Annotated in this window: 23 protein-coding genes; 17 read left to right on the forward strand and 6 right to left on the reverse strand. The window is 53.5% G+C overall.

The window, feature by feature from the left end; all coding sequences use genetic code 11:
• Positions 1-21: 21 nt before the first annotated feature.
• The 5 genes from srtB (at position 22) to NSB25_RS24145 (ending at position 7,092) form a co-directional block, all read left to right on the forward strand.
• On the forward strand, positions 22-4,944 hold the full coding sequence (srtB, locus tag NSB25_RS24125) for a class B sortase (RefSeq protein ID WP_103241971.1): 4,923 nt from the start codon (positions 22-24) through the stop codon (positions 4,942-4,944).
• 65 nt (positions 4,945-5,009) lie between these two features.
• A complete protein-coding gene (locus NSB25_RS24130) occupies positions 5,010-5,492 on the forward strand; it encodes a hypothetical protein (protein ID WP_103241972.1) in 483 nt (160 codons plus the stop codon).
• A gap of 109 nt (positions 5,493-5,601) precedes the next feature.
• A complete protein-coding gene (locus NSB25_RS24135) occupies positions 5,602-5,928 on the forward strand; it encodes a hypothetical protein (RefSeq protein ID WP_172455268.1) in 327 nt (108 codons plus the stop codon).
• A 46-nt stretch (positions 5,929-5,974) separates the two neighbouring features.
• On the forward strand, positions 5,975-6,682 hold the full coding sequence (locus NSB25_RS24140; protein ID WP_103241995.1) for an FAD-dependent thymidylate synthase: 708 nt from the start codon (positions 5,975-5,977) through the stop codon (positions 6,680-6,682).
• Complete coding sequence (locus tag NSB25_RS24145) at positions 6,679-7,092, forward strand: dUTP diphosphatase (protein ID WP_103241973.1); 414 nt, start codon at positions 6,679-6,681, stop codon at positions 7,090-7,092. The genes NSB25_RS24140 and NSB25_RS24145 overlap by 4 nt, the downstream gene beginning before the upstream one ends.
• A 119-nt stretch (positions 7,093-7,211) precedes the next feature.
• On the opposite strand, the gene NSB25_RS24150 is transcribed toward NSB25_RS24145, so the two are convergent.
• On the reverse strand, positions 7,212-7,526 hold the full coding sequence (locus NSB25_RS24150) for a helix-turn-helix domain-containing protein (RefSeq protein ID WP_103241974.1): 315 nt from the start codon (positions 7,524-7,526) through the stop codon (positions 7,212-7,214).
• A gap of 150 nt (positions 7,527-7,676) precedes the next feature.
• Between NSB25_RS24150 and NSB25_RS24155 the strand changes: the two genes are divergently transcribed.
• The 12 genes from NSB25_RS24155 to NSB25_RS24210 all read left to right on the forward strand — a co-directional run bounded on the left by NSB25_RS24155 (position 7,677) and on the right by NSB25_RS24210 (position 16,667).
• Positions 7,677-8,186: an SLOG family protein gene (locus NSB25_RS24155; protein ID WP_103241975.1), complete on the forward strand. Its 510-nt coding sequence runs from the start codon at positions 7,677-7,679 to the stop codon at positions 8,184-8,186.
• Between the two features lie 77 nt (positions 8,187-8,263).
• The gene (locus tag NSB25_RS24160; protein ID WP_103241976.1) at positions 8,264-8,398 is read left to right on the forward strand and encodes a DUF3789 domain-containing protein; all 135 of its coding nucleotides are present in this window, start codon (positions 8,264-8,266) and stop codon (positions 8,396-8,398) included.
• Positions 8,395-10,503, forward strand: a complete 2,109-nt coding sequence (locus NSB25_RS24165; RefSeq protein ID WP_103241977.1) for a DNA topoisomerase 3 — start codon at positions 8,395-8,397, stop codon at positions 10,501-10,503. The genes NSB25_RS24160 and NSB25_RS24165 overlap by 4 nt, the downstream gene beginning before the upstream one ends.
• The gene (locus NSB25_RS24170) at positions 10,500-10,877 is read left to right on the forward strand and encodes a cysteine-rich VLP protein (protein WP_103241978.1); all 378 of its coding nucleotides are present in this window, start codon (positions 10,500-10,502) and stop codon (positions 10,875-10,877) included. The genes NSB25_RS24165 and NSB25_RS24170 overlap by 4 nt, the downstream gene beginning before the upstream one ends.
• A 134-nt stretch (positions 10,878-11,011) precedes the next feature.
• Positions 11,012-11,542: a hypothetical protein gene (locus NSB25_RS24175; protein WP_103241979.1), complete on the forward strand. Its 531-nt coding sequence runs from the start codon at positions 11,012-11,014 to the stop codon at positions 11,540-11,542.
• Between the two features lie 11 nt (positions 11,543-11,553).
• Positions 11,554-12,192 (forward strand): hypothetical protein, encoded by a 639-nt coding sequence (locus tag NSB25_RS24180; protein WP_103241980.1) that lies wholly within the window; start codon positions 11,554-11,556, stop codon positions 12,190-12,192.
• 13 nt (positions 12,193-12,205) lie between these two features.
• Complete coding sequence (locus tag NSB25_RS24185) at positions 12,206-13,147, forward strand: DUF4316 domain-containing protein (RefSeq protein WP_103241981.1); 942 nt, start codon at positions 12,206-12,208, stop codon at positions 13,145-13,147.
• Between the two features lie 3 nt (positions 13,148-13,150).
• Entirely contained in the window at positions 13,151-13,846 is a 696-nt protein-coding gene (locus NSB25_RS24190) for a hypothetical protein (RefSeq protein ID WP_103241982.1), read from the forward strand.
• Entirely contained in the window at positions 13,843-14,187 is a 345-nt protein-coding gene (locus NSB25_RS24195; protein WP_103241983.1) for a plasmid mobilization protein, read from the forward strand. The genes NSB25_RS24190 and NSB25_RS24195 overlap by 4 nt, the downstream gene beginning before the upstream one ends.
• A gap of 145 nt (positions 14,188-14,332) precedes the next feature.
• The gene (locus tag NSB25_RS24200; protein WP_103241984.1) at positions 14,333-14,623 is read left to right on the forward strand and encodes a CD1845 family protein; all 291 of its coding nucleotides are present in this window, start codon (positions 14,333-14,335) and stop codon (positions 14,621-14,623) included.
• Positions 14,624-14,712: 89 nt separating this feature from the next.
• Complete coding sequence (locus NSB25_RS24205; protein ID WP_103241985.1) at positions 14,713-15,225, forward strand: DUF3849 domain-containing protein; 513 nt, start codon at positions 14,713-14,715, stop codon at positions 15,223-15,225.
• Positions 15,226-15,257: 32 nt separating this feature from the next.
• Positions 15,258-16,667 carry a relaxase/mobilization nuclease domain-containing protein gene (locus NSB25_RS24210; RefSeq protein ID WP_103241986.1) on the forward strand — a complete coding sequence of 470 codons (1,410 nt, stop codon included), beginning with the start codon at positions 15,258-15,260 and terminating at the stop codon, positions 16,665-16,667.
• A 198-nt stretch (positions 16,668-16,865) separates the two neighbouring features.
• On the opposite strand, the gene NSB25_RS24215 is transcribed toward NSB25_RS24210, so the two are convergent.
• From NSB25_RS24215 to NSB25_RS24235, 5 genes are read right to left on the reverse strand one after another with little or no spacing between them, the layout of a single operon-like run.
• Positions 16,866-17,309 carry a flavodoxin domain-containing protein gene (locus NSB25_RS24215; protein WP_103241987.1) on the reverse strand — a complete coding sequence of 148 codons (444 nt, stop codon included), beginning with the start codon at positions 17,307-17,309 and terminating at the stop codon, positions 16,866-16,868.
• Positions 17,310-17,333: 24 nt separating this feature from the next.
• Positions 17,334-18,029 (reverse strand): nitroreductase family protein, encoded by a 696-nt coding sequence (locus NSB25_RS24220; protein ID WP_103241988.1) that lies wholly within the window; start codon positions 18,027-18,029, stop codon positions 17,334-17,336.
• 30 nt (positions 18,030-18,059) lie between these two features.
• Positions 18,060-18,800, reverse strand: a complete 741-nt coding sequence (locus NSB25_RS24225; protein ID WP_103241989.1) for a heparan-alpha-glucosaminide N-acetyltransferase domain-containing protein — start codon at positions 18,798-18,800, stop codon at positions 18,060-18,062.
• Complete coding sequence (locus NSB25_RS24230) at positions 18,797-19,900, reverse strand: HAMP domain-containing sensor histidine kinase (RefSeq protein WP_103241990.1); 1,104 nt, start codon at positions 19,898-19,900, stop codon at positions 18,797-18,799. The genes NSB25_RS24225 and NSB25_RS24230 overlap by 4 nt, the downstream gene beginning before the upstream one ends.
• Positions 19,893-20,570 (reverse strand): response regulator transcription factor, encoded by a 678-nt coding sequence (locus NSB25_RS24235; protein ID WP_103241991.1) that lies wholly within the window; start codon positions 20,568-20,570, stop codon positions 19,893-19,895. The genes NSB25_RS24230 and NSB25_RS24235 overlap by 8 nt, the downstream gene beginning before the upstream one ends.
• Positions 20,571-20,871 lie beyond the last annotated feature (301 nt).

Raw genomic sequence — 20,871 nt, forward strand, 5'->3', positions numbered from 1 at the left:
TATAAGAAAGCGAGGATTTCTATGGTAAATATGAAAAAGCACGGCCTGAAAAGGCTCCTGGCGCTCCTGCTCTGCGCGGTATGCCTCTGCGGGGTGTTCCCTTCCCAGGCGTCTGCCGCCTCCGTGGGCCAGAAGGCAAGCTCCTGGCTCGGAGACCAGTACATCGGTTCTGACAGGCAGCATTATTACAGCCCGGCGCCCTACACCTACCTGGTCTACAATTCTGACGGGACGATGGATGTGCGCACCAGCTCCGGCGGCAGCGCCTACCGGCATTACATGCTGACAGATTCGGGCGGGGTGAGCCACCATGTCTATTGCGTGGAAAGCGGCATTGCCTATAACACTTCCGACAATACCTATACATCGGAAAGCGGCACCAACAGCAATTACCTGAACCTGCTCCCTTCCGAGGCAAGGCGGGGGATCACCCTCACGACAATCTACGGCTGGAAACCCGGCGCTTCCCTCCCTGTGCCCGGCATTAACGAGGACGATTATAAAATGGCGACACAGATCATCCTCTGGGAATACCAGCAGCAGCTCCGCAGCGACCCTTACAGCCGGCACGGGAACGGCCAAGCAAAGGCAGACCAGTATTTCAGCGTGATTGCCGGACGTCCTGCGGAAAAGGCATATAACTGGATTCTTTCGCAGGTCGCCTCCCATTCCACGGTCCCCTCCTTTACTTCCACGAAGAAAAGCGAAGCCCCGGAGCTGGAGCTGAAATGGGACACGGAGAAAAAAGTCTATGCCCTGACCGTCACGGACACCAATAACCTGAAAATCAACCTGGAGACCCTGAAAGGCAGCGGCGTTTCCGTCACAAGGAACGGGAACAAGTACACGTTCACCAGTAAGAACATGATTATGGACCCTGTTGCCTATGAATTCCGAAAGGACATCCCTGTTGCCAACGACATGCTGATCTGGGGCAGGCCGGGCTACCAGACCATGATGACCGGCGCCAGCGACCCGGTTTCCTTCTTTGTAAAGGTCAAGACCGAGACCTACGGCACCGCAAAGATTGTCAAGACCAGCGAGGACGGCATTGTGTCCGGGATTCCTTTTCAAATCTCCGGCACGGACATCCTGGGGAATAGGGTGGATGAAACCGTCACTACCGGGGAAAACGGACAGATTAAGGAAAAGCTGCTGCCCGGCACCTATCTGGTGAAGGAGCTGCCGGTGGACCGCTATGTGACCCCTTCCGCGCAGTATGTCACCATTGAAAGCGGCCAGACCGCCACGGTCCATTTCAGCAATATCCTGAAAAAATTCCGTGTCCATGTGGTAAAGAGTGACGCAGATACCGGCACCGCCCAGGGCGACGCCACCCTTGCCGGGGCCGTTTACGGGATTTATAACAACGGCGAGCTGGCAGACACCTACACCACCGGGCCGGACGGCAGCTTTATGACCCGGTACTATGTCTGCGGCGATAACTGGACCGTGCGGGAGATTGAGCCGAGCACCGGCTACCTATTAAACGATACGGTCTATGAGGTGGGCGCTTCCCCAACGCTCTATGAAGTGGAGCTGAACACCGCCGAGAACCAGGTCAAAGAAACGGTCATTTATGGAAACATCCAGCTTGTGAAGCATACGGACGACCCGGACCCGGATGTGTCCGGGGATGAAAATACGGACGAACCCAATGAGGGCGTCATTGAGCGCCCGGAGGCCGGCGCGGTTTTTGAAGTCTATCTGAAAGCGGCTGGCAGCTATGACGAGGCGAAGGAAAGCGAGCGCGACCTGCTCACTACGGATGGGGACGGCTTCGCCGCCTCTAAAATGCTCCCCTACGGGCATTACACGGTGCACCAGGTTTCCGGTGAGGAAGGGAAAGCCTTTATCCCGGATTTTACAGTCTTTGTTTCCTCCAACGGGCAGACCTACAGCTATATCCTGAATAACCGTACCATTACCGCAAGGCTGCGTGTGGAGAAATGCGACGCGGAGACCGGCAATCTTATCCCGATGACGGGCACCGGCTTCCAGATCAGGGATCTGTCCACCGGGGAATTTGTCACCCAGGAAATCTACTACCCGAACCCGGAAACCCTTGATACCTTCTATGTTTCGGATGAAGGCTGGCTGATGCTGCCGGAGCCTCTGCACACCGGAGATTATGAATTGTATGAGGTGGCGGCGCCCTACGGTTATGTGCTTTCCAGTGAGCCGGTGCCCTTTACCATTGACGGCAGCGAGGCCGTTGTCACGGTCACACAGCACAATATGCCGCAGAAGGGGCAGCTTACGATTACCAAGACCGGGGAGGTATTTGCTTCCGTCCAGGAGAACGGCGGCCTGTACCAGCCGGTGTATGAGGTCATGGGGCTTCCGGGCGCGGTCTATGACGTGATCGCGGATGAAGATATTTATACCGGAGACGGTACGCTTCGGGCGGCAAAAGATACCGTCGTGGAGACCCTTGCCACCGGGGAGGACGGGACGGCGCAGAGTGGGCTTTTATACCTGGGGCGCTACCGCCTGGAGGAACGCCAGGCGCCGGAGGGGATGGTCTTAAATACCCAGCCGGAATATGCGGAGCTTACCTATGCGGGTGAAACCGTGGAAGTGACACAGGCCGCTGCCGGCCTCTATGACGAGCGCCAGAAGGTGGATGTGAGCCTGTCCAAAGCGCTGGAAACGGACGAGCTTTTCGGGCTCGGCATGAATGAGGAATACAAGGATATTTCTTTCGGGCTGTATGCTTCCGCAGACCTGACAGCCCTTGACGGCAGCGTGATCCCGGCAGGCGGGCTTCTGGAGGTGGTTTCCGTTGACCCGGATGAGGCGGGCGGCTATGGCGCTTCCTTTGCCTCCGACCTTCCTTTTGGCAGCTACTATGTAAAGGAGCGCACCACAAACAGCGCTTATATCCTCCCTGATACGGAATATCCGGTTGTTTTTGAATATGCCGGCCAGGAGGCGGCGCTGGTACAGATTCTTGTAAACGAGGGAGAGGCTGTTTCTAATGACCTGCTGCGCGGGCGTGTGGACGGCATGAAAGCCGGGGAGAACCCGGAGGGCGGCGGAGATGTGAAGCTGGCCGGCGCGGTTATGGGCCTGTTTAAGCCCGATACAGAAGAATTTACCGGAGAAAATGCGCTGCTTACCGTTACCACCGCGGAGGACGGCAGCTTTGCCTTTGAGAATATCCCTTACGGCCACTGGATTGTAAAGGAGATTTCTTCCCCGGCGCTCTATACGGTAAGCCCCGAACAGCACCATATTTATATCGGCGTGGACGGCCAGAGCATTGAAATCAAGGTGGAAAACACCCTGATCCGCGGCAGCGTGCAGGTGATGAAAACCGAGGCGGTAGACGAGCCTTCTTCCGTGGAGAAAAAGGACAAGGATAACAACACCTTCCTGCGTTTCCTTTCCGGTGCGGCGTTCGATCTGTATGAGGACGCCAACGGCAACAAGGAATTTGATTCCGAAGATACGAAGATCGGCACACTGAAAGAATCGGATGCGGGCTACCACACGGCGGAGGACCTTCTGGCAAAGGGCTATTTCGTGAAGGAAAGCAAGGCACCGGAGGGCTACCAGATGGATGAAAAAGCCTACTATTTTGAGATCACCGAGGACGGCCAGGTGGCCGTTGTGGAAAATGGAGAGGCCGGGCGCGGCTTTACCAATGAGGCGTACCGGGGGAACCTGAAAATCACGAAGGATTCCAGCGACGGGCGCAAGGACGGGTTTGCTTTTGAGGTCAGGAATGCGGACGGCTCCTATTGTGAGACCTTTACCTCCCCGAAATCCGGCGTGATCGAGGTCAAGGGGCTGCGCGTCGGCATTTATACCGTAACGGAAATCTCCAACCGGGCAAGCAGGGACTATATCATTCCCGACGCCGCCACGGTGGAGATCAAGGCGGACGAAACCGCAACGGTCCAGTTCTTCAATGAAAAACCGGAGAAACCAAAAACGCCGGACACACCGGAGAATCCGAAAACACCGTCCAATCCGTCCAACCCATCCAACCCGTCCACACCGTCCAATCCGGGCAAAGCGGTACCGCAGACCGGGGATGATCATTTCATTTTTCTGTATGGCGGGCTTCTGGCGCTGGCTGTGATCGGCGGCGGTGTGTTTACGGTATGCCGGTACAGAAAAGGGAAGTCCAGAAAGATTTCACCGAAAGCAAAAGCTGCTAACATTGCGGTGATTACCCTCTGCGCAGCGCTGGCTCTTGGCAGCGGGTTCCTGATTGTCCGTGACCTTAACCAGTATGCCGAGAGCGCCGGGACCTATGACGGGCTGGCGGAACATGTGGAAATACCGGAGCAGGCCGCGGAGCCGGAAGAACCGGGGACAGAGGAAGAAACAGGCAGGGAGGATTCCAGTGTGGTCCTCCCTGTTGTTGATTTTGAGGCCCTCAGGGAAAACGGGCCGGACATCATCGGATGGCTTAACCTTCCCGATACGGCCATCAACTACCCGGTAACGCAGACAGACGATAACGAGTATTACCTGCACCATCTGTACGACGGCACCTATAACAAGGTGGGCTGCCTGTTTGCAGACTATGAGAACCGGGCGGATTTTTCGGACCGCAATACCATTATCTACGGCCACAACATGCGGGACGGTTCCATGTTCGCCGCCCTGAATGAATATGGCGGGCAGGGCTATTATGACGGTCACCCGCAGATGTACCTTGTCACCCCTGGCGGCGGCTATACCGTGGAAGTCTTTACGGCGTTTGCGGCAGAGCCCGGAGAGTCCGGCAGCGACGCCTCTCCCTGGAGGCTTAGCTGGAAGGATGACGGGGCCTACACTACCTGGCTTTCTGAAATGGCGGGCCGGTCTGTCATTGAGACCGATGTAACGGTGACTTCCAGTGATAAGGTGCTGACCCTTTCTACCTGTACGCCCGGAGGCAGGAGCCGCTTTATCGTCATGGGAAAGCTGGCGGCTATAAACGATTAACAAGCATATGGAAACCGGTGCGGGGGCTGTCTGCTCCCGCACCTGCTATATAGGAGGATTTTTCTATGGTGAATACCATTGTTTCGATACCCGGCTACGTCCATCTGTACCGCTCCCTTCTGCGGTTCTATGACATGCCGGAGAATGAGGTCCGGGAAATGCTCTATCTTCTGAATACGGCAAACCTGGACTGCTACGAGTATTACCACCCGGAGCGTGATGTGGTCCAGAGCGGGCCGGTGGCCTTTAGCGGCTGGCTGGAGCATGGGGATTACCGCCCTTACCGGACGGAGGTACAGCTTTATAAATCCCTGCTGTTCTTAAAGCGAAGCATTGACCGTGACCTGATCGTGACCGCACAGCGGGAGGCGCTGCAGACGCTGCGGTGTATCATTTCCAACCTGGAATACCGCTTCTACAAGGCGTATGGCATGGAGATCGAGGACAAGCGGACCGTGTACGGGGAATGTACCTACCACATGGTCCCCAGGGAGGACGAGCCCAGCGTGTGCCTGATGCACGACTGGATTTATCTGCCGAGTGCCTGAAATGCAGCGGATAAAAGATGTAATGCGTATTTTGTTCTGCTTCAAGTAAAACTGTCCCGGATTCTATACCGTATTCGGGACAATCCATTTTTCAAAGGAGGGATGCCATATCACACAACAGGAAGTCAATGCCGTGTTTGACGAACAGGTGCGGCTCTGTGCCGACACATTGCAAAAGAAAACGAAGGAATATACCGGGGACGATACGGACCGGCTGGGGGCTTTTAAGGCGGCGGCAGCCTTGCAGCACACCACGCCGGAGCGCGCCCTTGCCGGGATGCTGGCGAAGCATATCGTTTCCCTGTACGACATGTGCTTTGACAATGATACGGATTACGGGATGAGCATATGGGAGGAAAAGATCACAGACAGCCTCAACTATCTGTTCTTATTGAAAGCCATTGTAAAGGAGGGACATACCGATCAGACGGATTGAAGTAAAAATATTGAACTGCCAGGCGGTTTCGGAGGCCGAGAAAAACATGGTCTTTGCCGCCCGGCTCACCCAGAGGGGCCATAAGATCGCCACAATGGACGATTTGATGGCCCTTTATGAAAAATCATTCAGTGAGGATTCTGTGGCGGTCATCAGCGCCCTTCCCCACCCGACGGTCCAGAAATTTGCGGTGATTACCGTCGCCGTAGTAGGGGCAAGCCGGAGGTTCCTTTCGCAGATCACCCGGCACCAGAACGAAGTAAAGTTTATGAGCGCGTCCTTACAGTACAGCAATTATGCGGGGCAGGCGGATTTTGCCATACCTTATGAGATCATCACCGCCCCGGCAGCGGTCCGGGAACTGTACTTAAAAAGCTGCCACGATGGCATGGGCTGTTACGAAAAGCTGTGCGCCGAGGGGATCGGCCATGACGCGGCGGGATATGTCACACCTCAGGGGCTTCGGAATGTACTGGTTATCAGCGCCACGCCCTACCAGTGGAAACACATCATCGGCCAGCGGGTATGCCGGCGCAATACGGATGAGACCCGGATCGTGCTCTTAAAAATCTGGCAGGAGCTTTATACATTAAGCACGGCGCTGTTTGCCCCTGATCTTACAGGTCCCTTCTGCCAAAAAGACAAATGTCTGGAGGGGAAAATGACCTGCGGGAACAAACTGAAAGCGGATATGACGCCCGGAGACATCCTAAAAACGGACTATCCGGCGCTTCTGGAAGGAGGCGGCGCATGAAGATCAGACTGATCGACTTTGGCGTGCCGGAGGACCGCCGCCCTTTCCGTCCGCATGGGAACGATGCCGGCGCGGATGTCTACATGCCTTATGACTGCACGTTACAGCCGGGGGAGATCGCAAAGGTTCCTCTTGGGTTCGGGATTGAAGTACCGGACGGATATGCGGGCTATGTATTCCCGCGCACCAGCATGGCGGTAAAAGGGCTGGTCTGTGAGCTGCCGCCGGTGGATTCCGGCTACCGCGGGGAGATTCATGCGATTATCAGCAATGTAAGCAGCCAGACCCAGGAGATTTCCAAAGGTTCCCGCGTGGGGCAGCTTGTGATTACCCCGGTTGTCATTGCGGACTTTGTTTCGGAGCTGGGTAAGCAGCGCGGCACAGGCGGGTTCGGGAGTACAGGAAAATAAAAAAGTGACATTCCGGGAGTGATTCTTGGTTTATCGCCAGTAGTGGGATTGGGCATATCAGGAGGATTGCGGGATAAAATAAAAGAAAGGCAGCAAAAAGCGGCCAGCACCGTGGCCGCTCATTTCCTGCTATTGAGTTCTTTCATAATTCCCAGGAGATAAGAAAGCGACCTGGAATCCAGTTTTTTTGCCTCTGTGATAAATTCCTTTAAGGCTTGCGGGTCCGGGTTCCCTTCGTCAAAAAATTCCTGGGGCGTCACGCCCAGATATTCACAGATGTAAAGGAAGGACTGCATGGAGGGAAGGGACTTTTTATTTTCAATGTTGTTAATGTAGTTATTTGCCTGTCCCAATGACAACGACATATCGCGTGCAGATACGCCTTTCTGTGTCCGCAGCTTTGCCAGCCGTTCCGGGACGAAATCTTCATACATCGCCTCTACCTCCTATTCTGTAATAGATTGTACCTTACACCCTTCCCTTATTCGCAAAATTAAAAAGGGTGTTTGTGTTGAAGCGCTAAAATAAATCTATTATAATTTGATAAATGAAGAATACTAACTATCGGATGGAGGAAAAGAAAGATGGAAGGAAAGACATGCTGTGTCACCGGGCACAGGGATTTACCGCAGAAAGAAATCAACCATGTAAAGGCGGCGCTGCGGCGTGAGATTGACTGCGCCGTTGCGGACGGGTTTACCCGCTTTATGAGCGGCTTTGCGGACGGCGTGGACCAGTATTTCGCAGAGATTGTACTGGAAAAGAAAAAGACGAATCCGGCGCTGGAGTTGGTTGCGGTTATCCCCTACCAAAAGCGCCTGGACAGCCTGATGGAGAAAGGGCGGACCTATGAAATGCTGGAGGCATGTGCGGATGTTGTCGTCATGCAGGAAAAATACCATCCCAGCGTCTATTCCCACCGGAACCGCTACATGGCCGAACACTCAGACCGGGTGATCGCCGTATATGACGGGAGGGAAAAAGGCGGCACGGTCAGGACGATCCGGTTCGCGCACCAGATGAAAAAGGAGCTGCGGGAAATCCCGGTGGGGGAGATCATCCTGCCGGGACAGCCCGCAGCAGGAAGAAAATAGAAGAATGGATAACTGATACCTGATGATGCGCCTGCTTTCCAGTGGGCGTTTTCTTTTTACCCGGAAGGAGGGCTGTTATGTGTAACCTGGTGATGTGCTCCCTGTGCTTTTTAGCAGGCACAGTGGTGGGCGTGATGCTCATGTGCCTTCTGCAATCCAGCAGGCGCATTGACGAAGATTTTGAGGAAATGCAAAGGAGGTCTGGATATTGAAGTTAGTCATTGCAGAAAAGCCTTCCGTCGCCATGTCGCTGGCGGCGGTCCTGGGCGCGAATGAGAAAAAGGACGGCTACCTGGAGGGCGGCGGCTATCTGGTGAGCTGGTGCGTGGGGCACCTGTTGGAACTGGCGCAGCCGGAGGCGTATGGGGAACAGTATGCCAGATGGCGCTATGGCGACCTGCCGATCCTGCCGGAAGAATGGAAATACGAAGTGCCGAAGGATAAGAAAAAGCAGCTTGGCCTCTTATGCCGGCTGATGAAGGACAAACGGGTGGAATCGGTGGTATGTGCCACGGACGCCGGACGGGAGGGCGAGCTGATCTTCCGTCTGGTCTATGGACATGCCGGATGCAGGAAACCGATGGAACGGCTCTGGATTTCCAGTATGGAGGACGCAGCGATCCGGGACGGATTTGAGCACCTGCGCCCCGGCAGCGACTACGATAAGCTCTATGACGCGGCGGTCTGCCGGGCCGGGGCTGACTGGCTGATCGGCATTAACGCCACCCGGCTTTTTTCTGTCCTGTACGGCGTCACTTTGAATGTGGGGCGCGTCATGTCGCCCACGCTGGCCCTCCTGGTGCAGCGTGAGGCGGATATTGAGGCATTTGCGAGCAGGCCCTTTTATGTGCCGGAGATCACCTGCGGCGGATTTACTGCCTCCGGCGAAAAGCTGCCGGACAAGGCCGGGGCTGAAAAAATCCGTATGGAAAGCGACGGGCAGGCGGCTTCGGTGCTGTCTGTGGAAAAGCAGGTCAAGACGGTGCAGCCGCCCCGGCTTTATGACCTGACGACCTTGCAGCGGGAATGTAACCGTATCTATGGCTATACGGCGCAGCAGACCCTTGACTATGTGCAGTCCCTCTATGAGAAAAAGCTGGCGACCTATCCCCGGACGGACAGCCAGTTTTTGACCGAGGATATGCAGGCAACCGCCGCTTCCCTGATCCTCTGGCTGCGGGACAATATGCCCTTCGGGAAGGGGTGTGCCGGGGAACCGGATATTGGCCGGGTAACGGACAGCGGCAAAGTCACCGACCACCACGCGATTATCCCCACGGCGGAGATCGCCCGGACGGATTTGTCGGGGCTTCCTTCCGGGGAGCGGGATGTGCTGACGCTGATCGCCGCAAGGCTCCTTTGTGCCACGGCCCAGGCCCACCGGTTTGAGGCGGTGGCGGCGGTCCTGGACTGCCGGGGCCATTCCTTCACGGCAAAGGGGAAAACCGTGTTGCAGGCCGGATGGAAGGAAGTGGAACGCCTTTACCGCATGGGATTAAAAGAACCCAGGCCGGAGGATGACGGGAATACGGACGCCTCCCTCCCCATGCTGCAGGAAGGGCAGGTATTTGAAACGGCCTCTGCCAGCATCCGGGAGGGCAGGACTTCCCCGCCAAAGCATTATACGGAGGATTCCCTTCTGGCGGCAATGGAGACCGCCGGCGCCGGGGATATGCCGGAGGACGCCGAGCGCAAGGGGCTAGGCACCCCGGCCACCCGTGCCGCCATACTGGAAAAACTGGTATCTGCCGGTTTTGTGGAGCGCAGGAAAAAGCAGCTTATCCCCACGGAGAAAGGCACAAACCTGATCCTGGTGCTGCCGGATAACATCAAATCCCCTGTCCTGACGGCGGAATGGGAATCCATGCTGAAACAGGTGGAACGCGGCGAGCTGGCAGCAGATGCTTTTATGGGACAGATCGCGGACATGAGCCGTGCGTTGGTAAAGGAGCATACTGCCCCGGAGGAATGTTTTGCGGGCCTGTTCCCGGATGCAAAAAGAAACGGGCGGGAGGCGGTGGGCGCCTGCCCCCGCTGCGGCGCTTCCGTGTATGAGGGCAAAAAAGGGTTCTTCTGCGATAACCGGGACTGTTCCTTTGCGCTGTGGAAAGACAATAAATTCTTTTCCGGAAAGAAAAAATCCATAACAAAGCCTGTTGCGGCGGCCCTTCTGAAAGAGGGCCGCGTTTCCATGTCCGGGCTTTACAGCGAAAAGACGGGAAAGACCTATGACGCGGTGGTGCTGCTGGATGACACGGGCGGAAAATATGTGAATTTCAGGCTGGAATTTCCGGCGAAGAAAGGCAGGGGGAAATGAGCGGGCCGCCCTCACGGGAATTAACCAGGCAGGAACGGGCGGCGATCCGAAGGCAGGTGACGGAGCTGTGCGCCAACTATGACAGCCGGGATAAGCTCTGCCGTCCTCTGGACTGCCCCTGTTACATGCTGCATAAATGGTGGACCGGCTCTTTCTGCCGCTACTTCCGGGAGGCGGTGCTGCCGACGGACCCGGCGCTGGAATCTGCCGTTACCGACGAGGACACTTCCTTAAAACAGAAAACCTGCCCGGTCTGCGGGAAGGCATATCTTCCCACCACCAGCCAGGCATACTGTTCGGATTCCTGCCGCGCCTTTGCCAGACGGAAATCCGAGCGGGAACGCAAGCGCCGGATCAGGCAGAACCAGGGGTGATATGTCCGCAATTTAACCCAAAAGAGGCTTGGTTTCAGTGGCTTCCGGCACCCGGATTGAGGGGAGGCTGGATAAGAATACTCCGGCACCCTGAAACGGCCCTAAGTTGCGGACAAAAAGAAAAATGGGGAGGGATGTTTATCGGAAAAATAAAAATTCCAATCGTGCCGGAAGTCATGCGGATCGACACATGGACGCAGGCCATTGACATACAGCAGATCGACAACCGGCGCTTCATGTATAACCCGGACATGGGGCTGTTAGTATTAGGCCGCCAGTATGCGGCTGTAAGCCTGACGGATTCCAGCCACGCCGGCGAGCTTGCGGCTGCCGGTATCACAAAGGATTATGATGCCTTTGTACGGGGCTGGGTCGGGACCGGAGGGGATTACCCTGTGGGGGTGGTCCATTTCGCGCCCAGCGTGGATGCACGGAACATAGGATTATTTGACCGGGCATTTGACACTTTGAAGATGTTTGCGGATAACGGGCTCATGTGCGGAACCGTGGTCCGTGGGTTCGGGAAAGAGTGGGAACAGCCGGCCTCTGCCATTTTAACGGATATGTGGCAGCCGGCAGCAAAGCCTTCCGTCCGCAGGCAGCTAAAGAAACAGCCGGGGGCAAAAGCCGCCCGGCAGAAAACCAACCATCAACAGGAACGATAGGAGGCGGATTTATGAATATCAACACGGTCACAACCGACGACCTGCGGGGCATGGAGGGCAGAGACGGCCTGATCCTGCAGGGCTGCGGCGGGGATTTGAAGGAATGGGTGGACGGGATCAATGAAATGTTCACCGAGGCGGGCATTTTGAAGGATAGCAGTAAATTTGAGGATGTTTCCACTTTCCAGTATGGGGAGCTTACCTGCCTGCTCTACCCTTTCGAGGATGTAAAGCTGGATATCGGGAAACTTGCCATGTGGCGGTTACAGACCCATGCGGATTTCGGGGGCACCTGGCTGTCCGATTTTGTGCCGAACCGTCTGGGCGGCTTTATCAGTGAGCCTTCGCCGGAGCCGGAAAAGCCGGACTGCGCGCTGATCGGCCAGGACGGGAATATTTTCAACCTGGTAGGGATTGCGGCCCGCACCCTGCGCAGGAATGATATGGCGGACCAAGCAAAGGAAATGTCGGACCGGGTGTTTGCTTCCGGCAGCTACCATGAGGCGCTGAACATCATCGGCGAGTATGTCAATATCACGGATTCCGAAAGGGAGCCGGAGCACAGGGCCTCGGTCCGGCAGCAGATAAAAGAAACAAAGACGGCGGAACCGGACAAAAAGCAGAAAACACCGAAACAGCAGGAACGGTAAGGAGGATCACAGGATGGGAAAAGAAAAAGTATACGGCGTGTGGGCGGTCCGTAGCGGCGCTTCCATTTTTGGACGTGCGGAGGGCTGGTGCAAAGAGGACGGAAAGCCCCTGGAATTTGATTCCGAAAAAGCCGCCCAGGATTATGCGGATGAGGCCGGACGCCATGCCACGGCCAATGTCCGCTACTATGTGGAGGAAAAAGAGCCGGAACCGGGCGCAATAAAAAAACATGCGGCACAGCCGGATTTGGATGCCCGCACCCATGAGGATGCAGCGCCGAGAAATGACGCGGCGGAAAAGCGCGGCGAGATTCCCGGCAGGCAGATCACGCCGGAGGCGGACCCTCTGGTGGAAATCCGCTCTGCGGTCCACAGCAACTATGCGGGCATGGTCGCCATGCTGGGCGCGGATAACCGGGTGTACCTGGGGCGTGAGGAACGCTGCCACTGCCAGGATATGCAGGCATCTTATTATGACAACCAGGACGGCTCCCTGTGCTTTGTCTGCGACCAGCCGGATATGTACTATTTCCTCTACGGGGAGGGCTGGGCGCATACCCAGGCGGAAATGCTGGAGCGCGGCCTTACCCTGCGCCAGTATGAGGAATTTGCAAGGCTCCGGGGCGGCGTGCTCTCACAGTTTACGCCCCACAGGGAGATCATGTTTGCCGGGCAGCCCTTCCAGGCGCCGGAGAGTTATCTGCGTAACGCGGAGCTTTACGAGGAAGGACAGACCGGCAATTACAATATGCTGGACGGCAGGCTCAACAACGAACCGCCGGAGCGCCCCGACCTGACGGACGGGCAGACTTACGGGGAAATCCGGGAGCTTGCCCCGGAGACGCTGCCGGAGGAAACGCCGGAGAAACCTTCCCTGATGGAACGGCTGAAGGCGGAGCGCCCGGAGCATGGGGAAAGGCAGGCCGGGCCTCCCGTGCCGGAAAGGGAAAGGTAGCGTATGGGGCTGAAATTTGAAGATGTGGACATTCTGGATTTCCTGGGGAAGATCGTGGAGCTGAACACCCACCACTATAAGGATGATTTTGACCTGGACAGGGATCTGATCTTAGGGCTTGCAGGAACAGGTGAGCCGGAGGACCGGCGGCTTCTCTGGATGTCGAGGCCGTGCGGCACCTATACCCTCCGGGAGCGCGAGGTTTACCTGGAGGGGAGCTATGCGAATAACGTGTGGCGGTTCTACCATGAGCAGACCAGGGACACGGTGCTGGCCTACGCTCTCTCTGTCAAAGACGCACAGGATGGGAAGGTGGCGGGAAATATCTACCCGCTGGATTATGGGGCGCATGTGGAGCAGATGAAGCGGCTGACCTGCCCTGTTGGGAAACTGGCCGTTACTTTTGGGGATGGGACCAACATCATAATCCCGTGCCAGGAAAAGGGACGGCTTATAAATGAGCTTACGCCACTGCATGGGCAGCCAAAGTCAATCACCGATCTGCCGGAGAATGAGCGGGAGCTTGCCATGATCCTGAAACGGGAACGGTTCAAGCGTTCCTACCATGCCACGCCCGGAGATTTGAAAAAATACATGGACGGCCTAAAAAAGAGCACCCTCCGGGGAAAACTGAAAGAGGCGCAGGCGGCGGCTTCCACCCGCAAACCGCCCTCCCATAAGAGGGAGACTGAACGATGAAGGGCGGGCATAATAAAAAATCTGTCCGCATAGAGTTCGTCATGTCCGAGCAGGATGCGGAGCTGGTAAGGGAACGCATGGCGGAGCTCGGCATTACCAACCTGTCCGCATACCTGCGCAAGATGGCGGTTGACGGTTACATCATCCATCTGGACATGAGCGACATTCAGGAAATGATACGGCTCCTTCGTATCTGCTCCAATAACCTGAACCAGTATGCCAGGCGCGCCAATGAGACCGGGAGTGTTTACGCTGCCGACGTGGACGACCTGCGCACCCGCCTGGACAGCCTGTGGGACGGCATGGATAAGTTGCTGCGGGGATTTGCGAACATTTCGTAAACAGGAAGAACCGCCGTTGCTTTCCGCAGGCCGGCACGGTAAAATTTTAATGGAGGGGTAAATATGCTTCTCTATGAAATACCCTTCGGGCATACCTGGATGTCCTGAAAAAAACGGACACGGGATTAGGAAAGGAGGCGGACGTATGCGTCTGATTGGTAAACTGCTGGCACTTCCCTTTGTAATCGTTACAGGGATTCTTTATCTGTTCTGCAAATTTCTTGTTGTGGTTTCCGGCGCCGTGCTGGGGATTCTGTCAGGGATTGTTTTTCTGGCGGCACTGGCGCTGTTCTTCGCAGCCGGGTTCTGGCCGGGAATGTCCTGGCTGGTGGTCGCGTTCCTTATCAGCCCTTACGGCCTGCCGATGGCGGCGGCCTGGCTGGCCGGCATGATCGGCGGCGTGAATGGCGCCCTGAAAGATTTTATATTTGGTTAAACAGTTTCGGCGGGGCGCATTGGCAGCCACGCCCTTTTTCTATAATTACGGCTGTCTGTCAGGGCAGCTTTTTGATTGGAGGGATTTCATTGAAAGATACAACGCCAATTTATTTCCATTCTGCTACCTATGCGTATGAGCATGGGGAACTGGATCAGTACCACGCTTCCCACAAAGCTAACATTGCGTGCAGGGAGGCAATCGAACAGGCCATTGCGGACAACTACCGGGACAACCGTTTAGGCACGGCATGTGTGCAGCAGGTCTTACAGAAATTTGATCCTGAACGGATTTTTTATGTCCTTGCCAACACGGTCCGGCAGAAAGATTACGACGGGCGCATTTCACGGGACAATAAGGCATGGGCGCAGACGGTCCCGGTCTGTGAGGATAAGGACGGTTTCGGATATGACCGGAATGTCTGCTTTGCTGTGGACCGCTGCAATCCCGGACTTACCGACCTGTTTCTCTCCCAGGCCAGGCGGGAGTGTGCGCCGGCCCAGGAGCAGAAACCGTCCGTGCGTGACAGCCTGAATAAAAATGCCGGGCAGCAGGCGGCGCACAGTAATAAAACAAAAGTGAATAAAGAGCAGGCACGGTAACAGGGAAAATTTCTCATTAAGGGGGTGAAGGGATGGCAACCACACGGCTCATGCCGCTGCATGTCGGGAAAGGCCGGGATGTTTCCACGGCCATAGCGGACATCATTGACTATGTAAAGAACCCACAGAAAACGGATTTCGGAAAATTCATTTATGGCTATGAGTGCGACACCCGGACCGCTGACGCCGAGTTTCTTTTATCCAAGCGCCAGTATACGAACCTGACCGGGCGTGACCGGGGCGCGGATGATGTGATCGCCTACCATCTCCGGCAGGCATTTAAGCCCGGCGAGGTCACGCCAGAAGAAGCCAATCAGATCGGGCGGGAACTGGCGTTGAAACTCACAAAGGGAAACCATGCCTTTGTTGTCTGCACCCATGTGGATAAGCACCATGTCCATAACCACATCATCATAAACTCTACGACGCTGGACTGCCAGAAAAAATTCCGCAACTTCTGGGGCTCTACATGGGCAATCCGGCGCATGAATGACAAGCTGTGCCTGGAGCACGGGCTTTCCATTGTGGAAAATCCGAAACCCAGCCGTGAGCATTACGGCACATGGATGGGAAGTCAGAAACAGCCTTCCCATCAGGAACAGCTACGATGGGCTATAGACGCAGCCCTGGAAGAAAAGCCGAAGGACTTTGAAGAACTTTTGAAAAAGCTGGAGGCGGCTGGGATCGAAGTCAACCGGGAGCGAAAGCACCTCCGCTTTCGCCTGTCGCCCGAAGATCGGTATACCCGGTGCGACACGCTGAAAGGCGACTATACCGAGCAGGCCATCAAAGAACGGATCGCCGGCACCCGGACGGCAAAGCCGCGCCGTACCTCCCCACAAAAGCCGGTTTCCAAAGTCGGGCTGCTGGTGGATATTGAGGCGGCGATCCGTGCCGGCAAAGGTCCGGGATATGAACGCTGGGCGAAGGTGTTCAACTTAAAACAGCTCTCCCAGGCGGTGATCTGGCTCAAAGAGCATGGCGATATGGGCTATGAGGATTTGCAGGAAAAATCAGACGCCGCCACCGCCAGCTTCAATGCGCTGTCGGTACAGATCAAGGAACTGGAATCGCAGATGGCCGCCAACGGGGAGTTGCAGAAACAGATCGTAAATTATGCCAAGACGCGGGCGGTCTATGTGGAATACCGGAAAGCCGGGTACAGCAAAAAATTCCGTGCGGCGCATGAGACGGAAATCCTGCTGCACCAGGCGGCGAAGAAACACTTTGACGGCTTGGGGATCACAAAGCTACCCTCCGTCAAATCTCTGCGGGAAGAATATGCCGGGCTCCTGGAGCAGAAACGGAAAGCCTATTCTTCTTACAAGCAGGCCAGGGCTGACATGAAAGAGCTCCATAATGTCCGGGCGAACGTGGAGCATTTGCTGGACATTCCCACCGGGCGGGAACCGCAGAGGGAATCGCAGAAGTCACGGCAATAGGTTTCTCTTCGCTTTTGTTTTTCAGCGTTCCAACGGAATGCGTAGCCATCACCGCAGGTGATGATCTCAGGGGTTTGGGGACATGTCACCAACAAGCATTTAGCAGAAATTCCGGGAACGGGATTTCTGCTAAATACGCAATCTTACGGAAGATTGCATTGCTTGCCAGTAAGTTGCCTATTTTGAATTATGTGAGTGCTAACCACATATATCTGCAAAGAATTTAACTGCGCCTTCAATATCTTCATTGTTAGGCCGCCCTTTTGCAATCCCTCCAATTAGTTTGAATGGGCCAAATGTATCAAAACCTGGACAGCCATAGCTTCCGATTATTTTTGCATTTTTAGAATCGGCAATCTGTTTGATAGAATCAATATAAGTATTTCGCTTTACACCGCAAGTGTAGAGGAAAAACACTTGTTTATCTTGTGGCAGATATTCTTTGGCGCACTTTAAAATATCATCATGGAATTTCTGATAGTAGATACCAGAAGCAAAGCCAATCAGATCATAATCAGACCAATTTATTTTTCTGGCGTTGGATGTGTCTGCCAGAGTGACATCTCCTTGCTGTGCGATTGCTTCTACCAGTTTTTTTGTATTGTCATGGTGTTCCGAATGGTAAATAATCAATACTTTCATTATACATATACGCTCCTTTTATTTTTATGAGTAGGAAATTTCAATAGAAAACTCTTTTCCATCTGTTACAGGTGTGACAGATAATACTTTGTTGCCTTCATTCTCCAAAGCAAGTACAGCATGTCGGGCGGCAATGCCTACATCAATTTTATTCAGCTTGTTTTTCAGGATAATGCGTTTTATGCCACGTCCGGTATCATGGATGATTATTTTTCCATTCTGAAAATCCAGTTTCCACGGCTGTGAGTTCAGAGAGGATGGAGCCAAACGGACAGCCTGGGTAATAGGATTATCATGCCCGCTGATCTCACTGGCTGCGATTCGCTTAAATTCATCCAGACTTTTTCGCATGGGGACATCCGTATTACCAATGGCAAGGGCAATACAGAAACGCTCTGATTCCTTTTTGGGTTTTATGTTCATAAACCAGCCGCAGCCCAGCCCCATGCTCTGGACACACAGGTCAACCTTTTGCAGTACAAAACCGACATTGGCGTAAGCAGGCGGTGAATTGTCGCAGAAACCGAGTAAATAATGGGACGCCCCCTGATTGGCGGAAACTTCCGCAGCCGGGAGCAGCTTGAAATCAGCGTGCTGCCCGGTAAGCTGTTCCGCTTCGGTGGCACAGGCAAGGATATGGTCTAAACGGTCTCTCGGGACAGGTGAGTTCAGATAATTGCGTACCTGTCTGCGTGTGAAAATTGTTTCATAGAGTGTCATAGTGTTTTCCTCCTGAAAATATGATTTTATTTACAGAGCTAATACCGCTACGAACAGGAAATAAAGTAATGGCTGATGAATCATGTATAAACCGAGGGAATGCCGGCCAAACCATTCCAGCGTCTTTGATTTACTGCTTTCTAAATGTGTGAGCAGCTTACAGTGTGCAAAAAGCCGATGTGTAAAATATCCGGCAGTATACAGGAAAATCCACGGCAGCAGCGAAAAATAATCTGTTGAATGAAAACCGGGCATGGGAAATCCCAGGTAGGTGGTTACAAAATTATGATACCAGTTATCCGGCAACGGCAGCAGATTCCAGTTGGCAAAACCGAGATAACCCTGATTGATATTTCTGGTGAGAAGAAATAAGGTAATGCTGAAAATCAATCCATACACAGGTCTGCATTTTCGCAAGACCTTTTCTGCCGGAATCATCAGGAGCATACAGGAACCGATCAGGGTGAGGACACCGAATCGAACCCTGTTTTGCGGCATTGCAATCAATGTAGCTAACACAATCAAAAATCCCAAACTAAAGACAGTAACGCCTCTTTTCAGTTTTTTCTTTCCCAATGGTTCGCAGAAGCCGGAAAGGAAAATGAATGTATGGCAGATACATTGCTGCCATATATAAGCGCTTTCCGATTGATACCATTGCAGGTCGAAGCCGAAAAGATAGACCAAATCCCATACCGCATGGTAAGCGATCATGTTCAGAAGTGCCAGCCCCCGTATACCGTCTAAAGCAAAATATCTTCCAGATTTCATGTATCGTATCCTTTCGTATGCAGCGTCAGGGGAAGGGTTACGGTAAATGTCGTGCCTTTGCCCTCTTTACTGGAAACAGCAATATCCCCGCCATGCAGATCGATGATCCGCTTTGCCAGCGCAAGCCCCAGGCCGTTTCCCTGGGAGGAACGTGAGAAGTCCCCCTGATAGAATTTTTCAAATACCCGCCGCATTACGTCCTCGCTCATACCGATTCCATTATCTGTGATGCTGGTTATCAATGAGCCGTTTTCCCTGCGGAGCAGGATATGGATGATTCCATTTTCAGGGGCAAATTTAATGGCGTTGCTTAAAATATTCTGCCACACATGGGCGAGCAAATCTTTATTGCCATAGTAATCCACAGCGTCCAGGTCGATTTCAAGTTCCAGTTGTTTTTCCGTCCAGCCTTCTTCCAGAAGGAGAAGGATTTCCCGAAGCTGTTCATCCAGACAAAAGGATTCCTTTTTAATGCCGATCTCCTGATTTTCCAGCCGGGATAAAAGTAGAATATTGCTTGTCAGTGTGGAGAGGCGCCTGGTATTATACAGGATTTTTTTTGTGTAATCCTGGCGTTTTTCCGCACTTATATCTTTTTTCTGAAGCAGGGTGGCATAACCCTCTATGGCAGACAGCGGCGTCTTGAACTCATGGGAGACATTTTCCACAAAATCTGTGCGGAGGATTTCTGTTCCGGCCAGTTCCTTTGCCATCAGGTTAAAGTTATGGGCCATCTCCCTCAGCTCTTTGATTCGGATGTTTTCGTCAAGGGACACATCGAAATTGCCCCTTGCCACTTCCTGGGTTGCATTGCTCATAGCAATGATTGCCGTGAGGGGATGTCTGCCGGCATAATTGGAGATAATGGTGCCGACAAGAATGCTGACAAGGGCGATAACGAAAAATACAATCCCCCGGTTCTGCCGGACTAATATACCGGTCCGGATCAGCAGTAAGGTAAGGAGAGCTGAAAAAAGGATTGTCAGCGTCAATGTAAGGAAGGTTAAAAGGGAAAACATGACCGAGAGCCGTTTCGGACACTTCCTCCATTTTTTTGTCGGATTGCTTTGTTTCGGTTCAGAAGATTTTTGATTATCCATGTCTGCTCACCGCCTTATATCCCAAACCACGTACCGTGACGATCTCAAAGTCTGCATTATTTTTGAACCGCTCCCGCAGGCGGCTGATATGGACATCCAGTGTGTGGGAATCCGCTTCATTGTCCGGCCCCCACACATCATCCATGATCTGCCGTCTGGTAAAAATGCGGTTGGGAGAGGTTATCAGCTTATATAACAGGTAAAATTCTTTCTGTGGCAGTTCAGTGGTTTCTCCGTGTGAGGAAATCGTCAGGGTGTCACAATTAAATTCTGTTTCGCCAAATTTGCTTTTACGCTGGCTGACAAGCTGGCTGCGGCGCAGCAAGGCTTCCACCCGCCAGACCATTTCATTCACATCAATAGGTTTTACCATATAATCATCCGTACCCAGGCGAAATCCCTCGCGTTTGTCGGTGGCGCTTTCCTTAGCCGTGATAATCAGGATGGGCATAGTATATCCTGATTCCCTTAATGCTTTGGTAAGCTCAAAACCATCCATGCGCGGCATCATAATATCGGAAATAACCAGATCAATATTCGTGTTATCCAAAATATCAAAGGCGGCAAGTCCATCAGCCGCCGGAACAGCCGTATATCCATTATCCGTAAGAACCGTACAGAAAAGGTCGCGCAGTTCCTTATCATCTTCTACAACTAAAATCTGAAACATCTTTAGCACCTCCGCTATTAGTATAGCTTATGAGCAGGCAGCAATAAAGCGATTTGCTGCTTATCTTATAAAAATTTTATACGCCCAATCTCAACTGAACCTCAACAAAATTTTATTTTTGCAAAAATATGTGTCCGTTGAGGTTCAGTTGAGAAAAGCGGGATAGGATGTTTCATAACTTCTCGGAATCTCAATGAATGTGATTCTAACTGAAAATTGACAACTGAATATGGTGCAGGAAAAGAAATTTGAGAAAAATGGACATAAACATTGGACATAGTGGGTACTATGCCTTGAAAAA

It is taken from the genome of Acetatifactor muris, assembly GCF_024623325.1.
Lineage (GTDB): Bacteria > Bacillota > Clostridia > Lachnospirales > Lachnospiraceae > Acetatifactor > Acetatifactor muris.

Bases quoted from the DNA above. Each gene is read 5' to 3' on its own strand.
- NSB25_RS24220 (WP_103241988.1), bottom strand. From the start codon at position 18,029: ATGACACTCTATGAAACAATTTTCACACGCAGACAGGTACGCAATTAT.
- NSB25_RS24185 (WP_103241981.1), top strand. From the start codon at position 12,206: ATGGGAAAAGAAAAAGTATACGGCGTGTGGGCGGTCCGTAGCGGCGCT.
- NSB25_RS24175 (WP_103241979.1), top strand. From the start codon at position 11,012: ATGTTTATCGGAAAAATAAAAATTCCAATCGTGCCGGAAGTCATGCGG.
- NSB25_RS24215 (WP_103241987.1), bottom strand. From the start codon at position 17,309: ATGAAAGTATTGATTATTTACCATTCGGAACACCATGACAATACAAAA.
- NSB25_RS24180 (WP_103241980.1), top strand. From the start codon at position 11,554: ATGAATATCAACACGGTCACAACCGACGACCTGCGGGGCATGGAGGGC.
- NSB25_RS24210 (WP_103241986.1), top strand. From the start codon at position 15,258: ATGGCAACCACACGGCTCATGCCGCTGCATGTCGGGAAAGGCCGGGAT.
- NSB25_RS24150 (WP_103241974.1), bottom strand. From the start codon at position 7,526: ATGTATGAAGATTTCGTCCCGGAACGGCTGGCAAAGCTGCGGACACAG.
- NSB25_RS24145 (WP_103241973.1), top strand. From the start codon at position 6,679: ATGAAGATCAGACTGATCGACTTTGGCGTGCCGGAGGACCGCCGCCCT.
- NSB25_RS24230 (WP_103241990.1), bottom strand. From the start codon at position 19,900: ATGGATAATCAAAAATCTTCTGAACCGAAACAAAGCAATCCGACAAAA.
- NSB25_RS24190 (WP_103241982.1), top strand. From the start codon at position 13,151: ATGGGGCTGAAATTTGAAGATGTGGACATTCTGGATTTCCTGGGGAAG.
- NSB25_RS24155 (WP_103241975.1), top strand. From the start codon at position 7,677: ATGGAAGGAAAGACATGCTGTGTCACCGGGCACAGGGATTTACCGCAG.
- NSB25_RS24200 (WP_103241984.1), top strand. From the start codon at position 14,333: ATGCGTCTGATTGGTAAACTGCTGGCACTTCCCTTTGTAATCGTTACA.
- NSB25_RS24140 (WP_103241995.1), top strand. From the start codon at position 5,975: ATGGTCTTTGCCGCCCGGCTCACCCAGAGGGGCCATAAGATCGCCACA.
- srtB (WP_103241971.1), top strand. From the start codon at position 22: ATGGTAAATATGAAAAAGCACGGCCTGAAAAGGCTCCTGGCGCTCCTG.
- NSB25_RS24160 (WP_103241976.1), top strand. From the start codon at position 8,264: ATGTGTAACCTGGTGATGTGCTCCCTGTGCTTTTTAGCAGGCACAGTG.
- NSB25_RS24130 (WP_103241972.1), top strand. From the start codon at position 5,010: ATGGTGAATACCATTGTTTCGATACCCGGCTACGTCCATCTGTACCGC.
- NSB25_RS24235 (WP_103241991.1), bottom strand. From the start codon at position 20,570: ATGTTTCAGATTTTAGTTGTAGAAGATGATAAGGAACTGCGCGACCTT.
- NSB25_RS24195 (WP_103241983.1), top strand. From the start codon at position 13,843: ATGAAGGGCGGGCATAATAAAAAATCTGTCCGCATAGAGTTCGTCATG.
- NSB25_RS24225 (WP_103241989.1), bottom strand. From the start codon at position 18,800: ATGAAATCTGGAAGATATTTTGCTTTAGACGGTATACGGGGGCTGGCA.
- NSB25_RS24170 (WP_103241978.1), top strand. From the start codon at position 10,500: ATGAGCGGGCCGCCCTCACGGGAATTAACCAGGCAGGAACGGGCGGCG.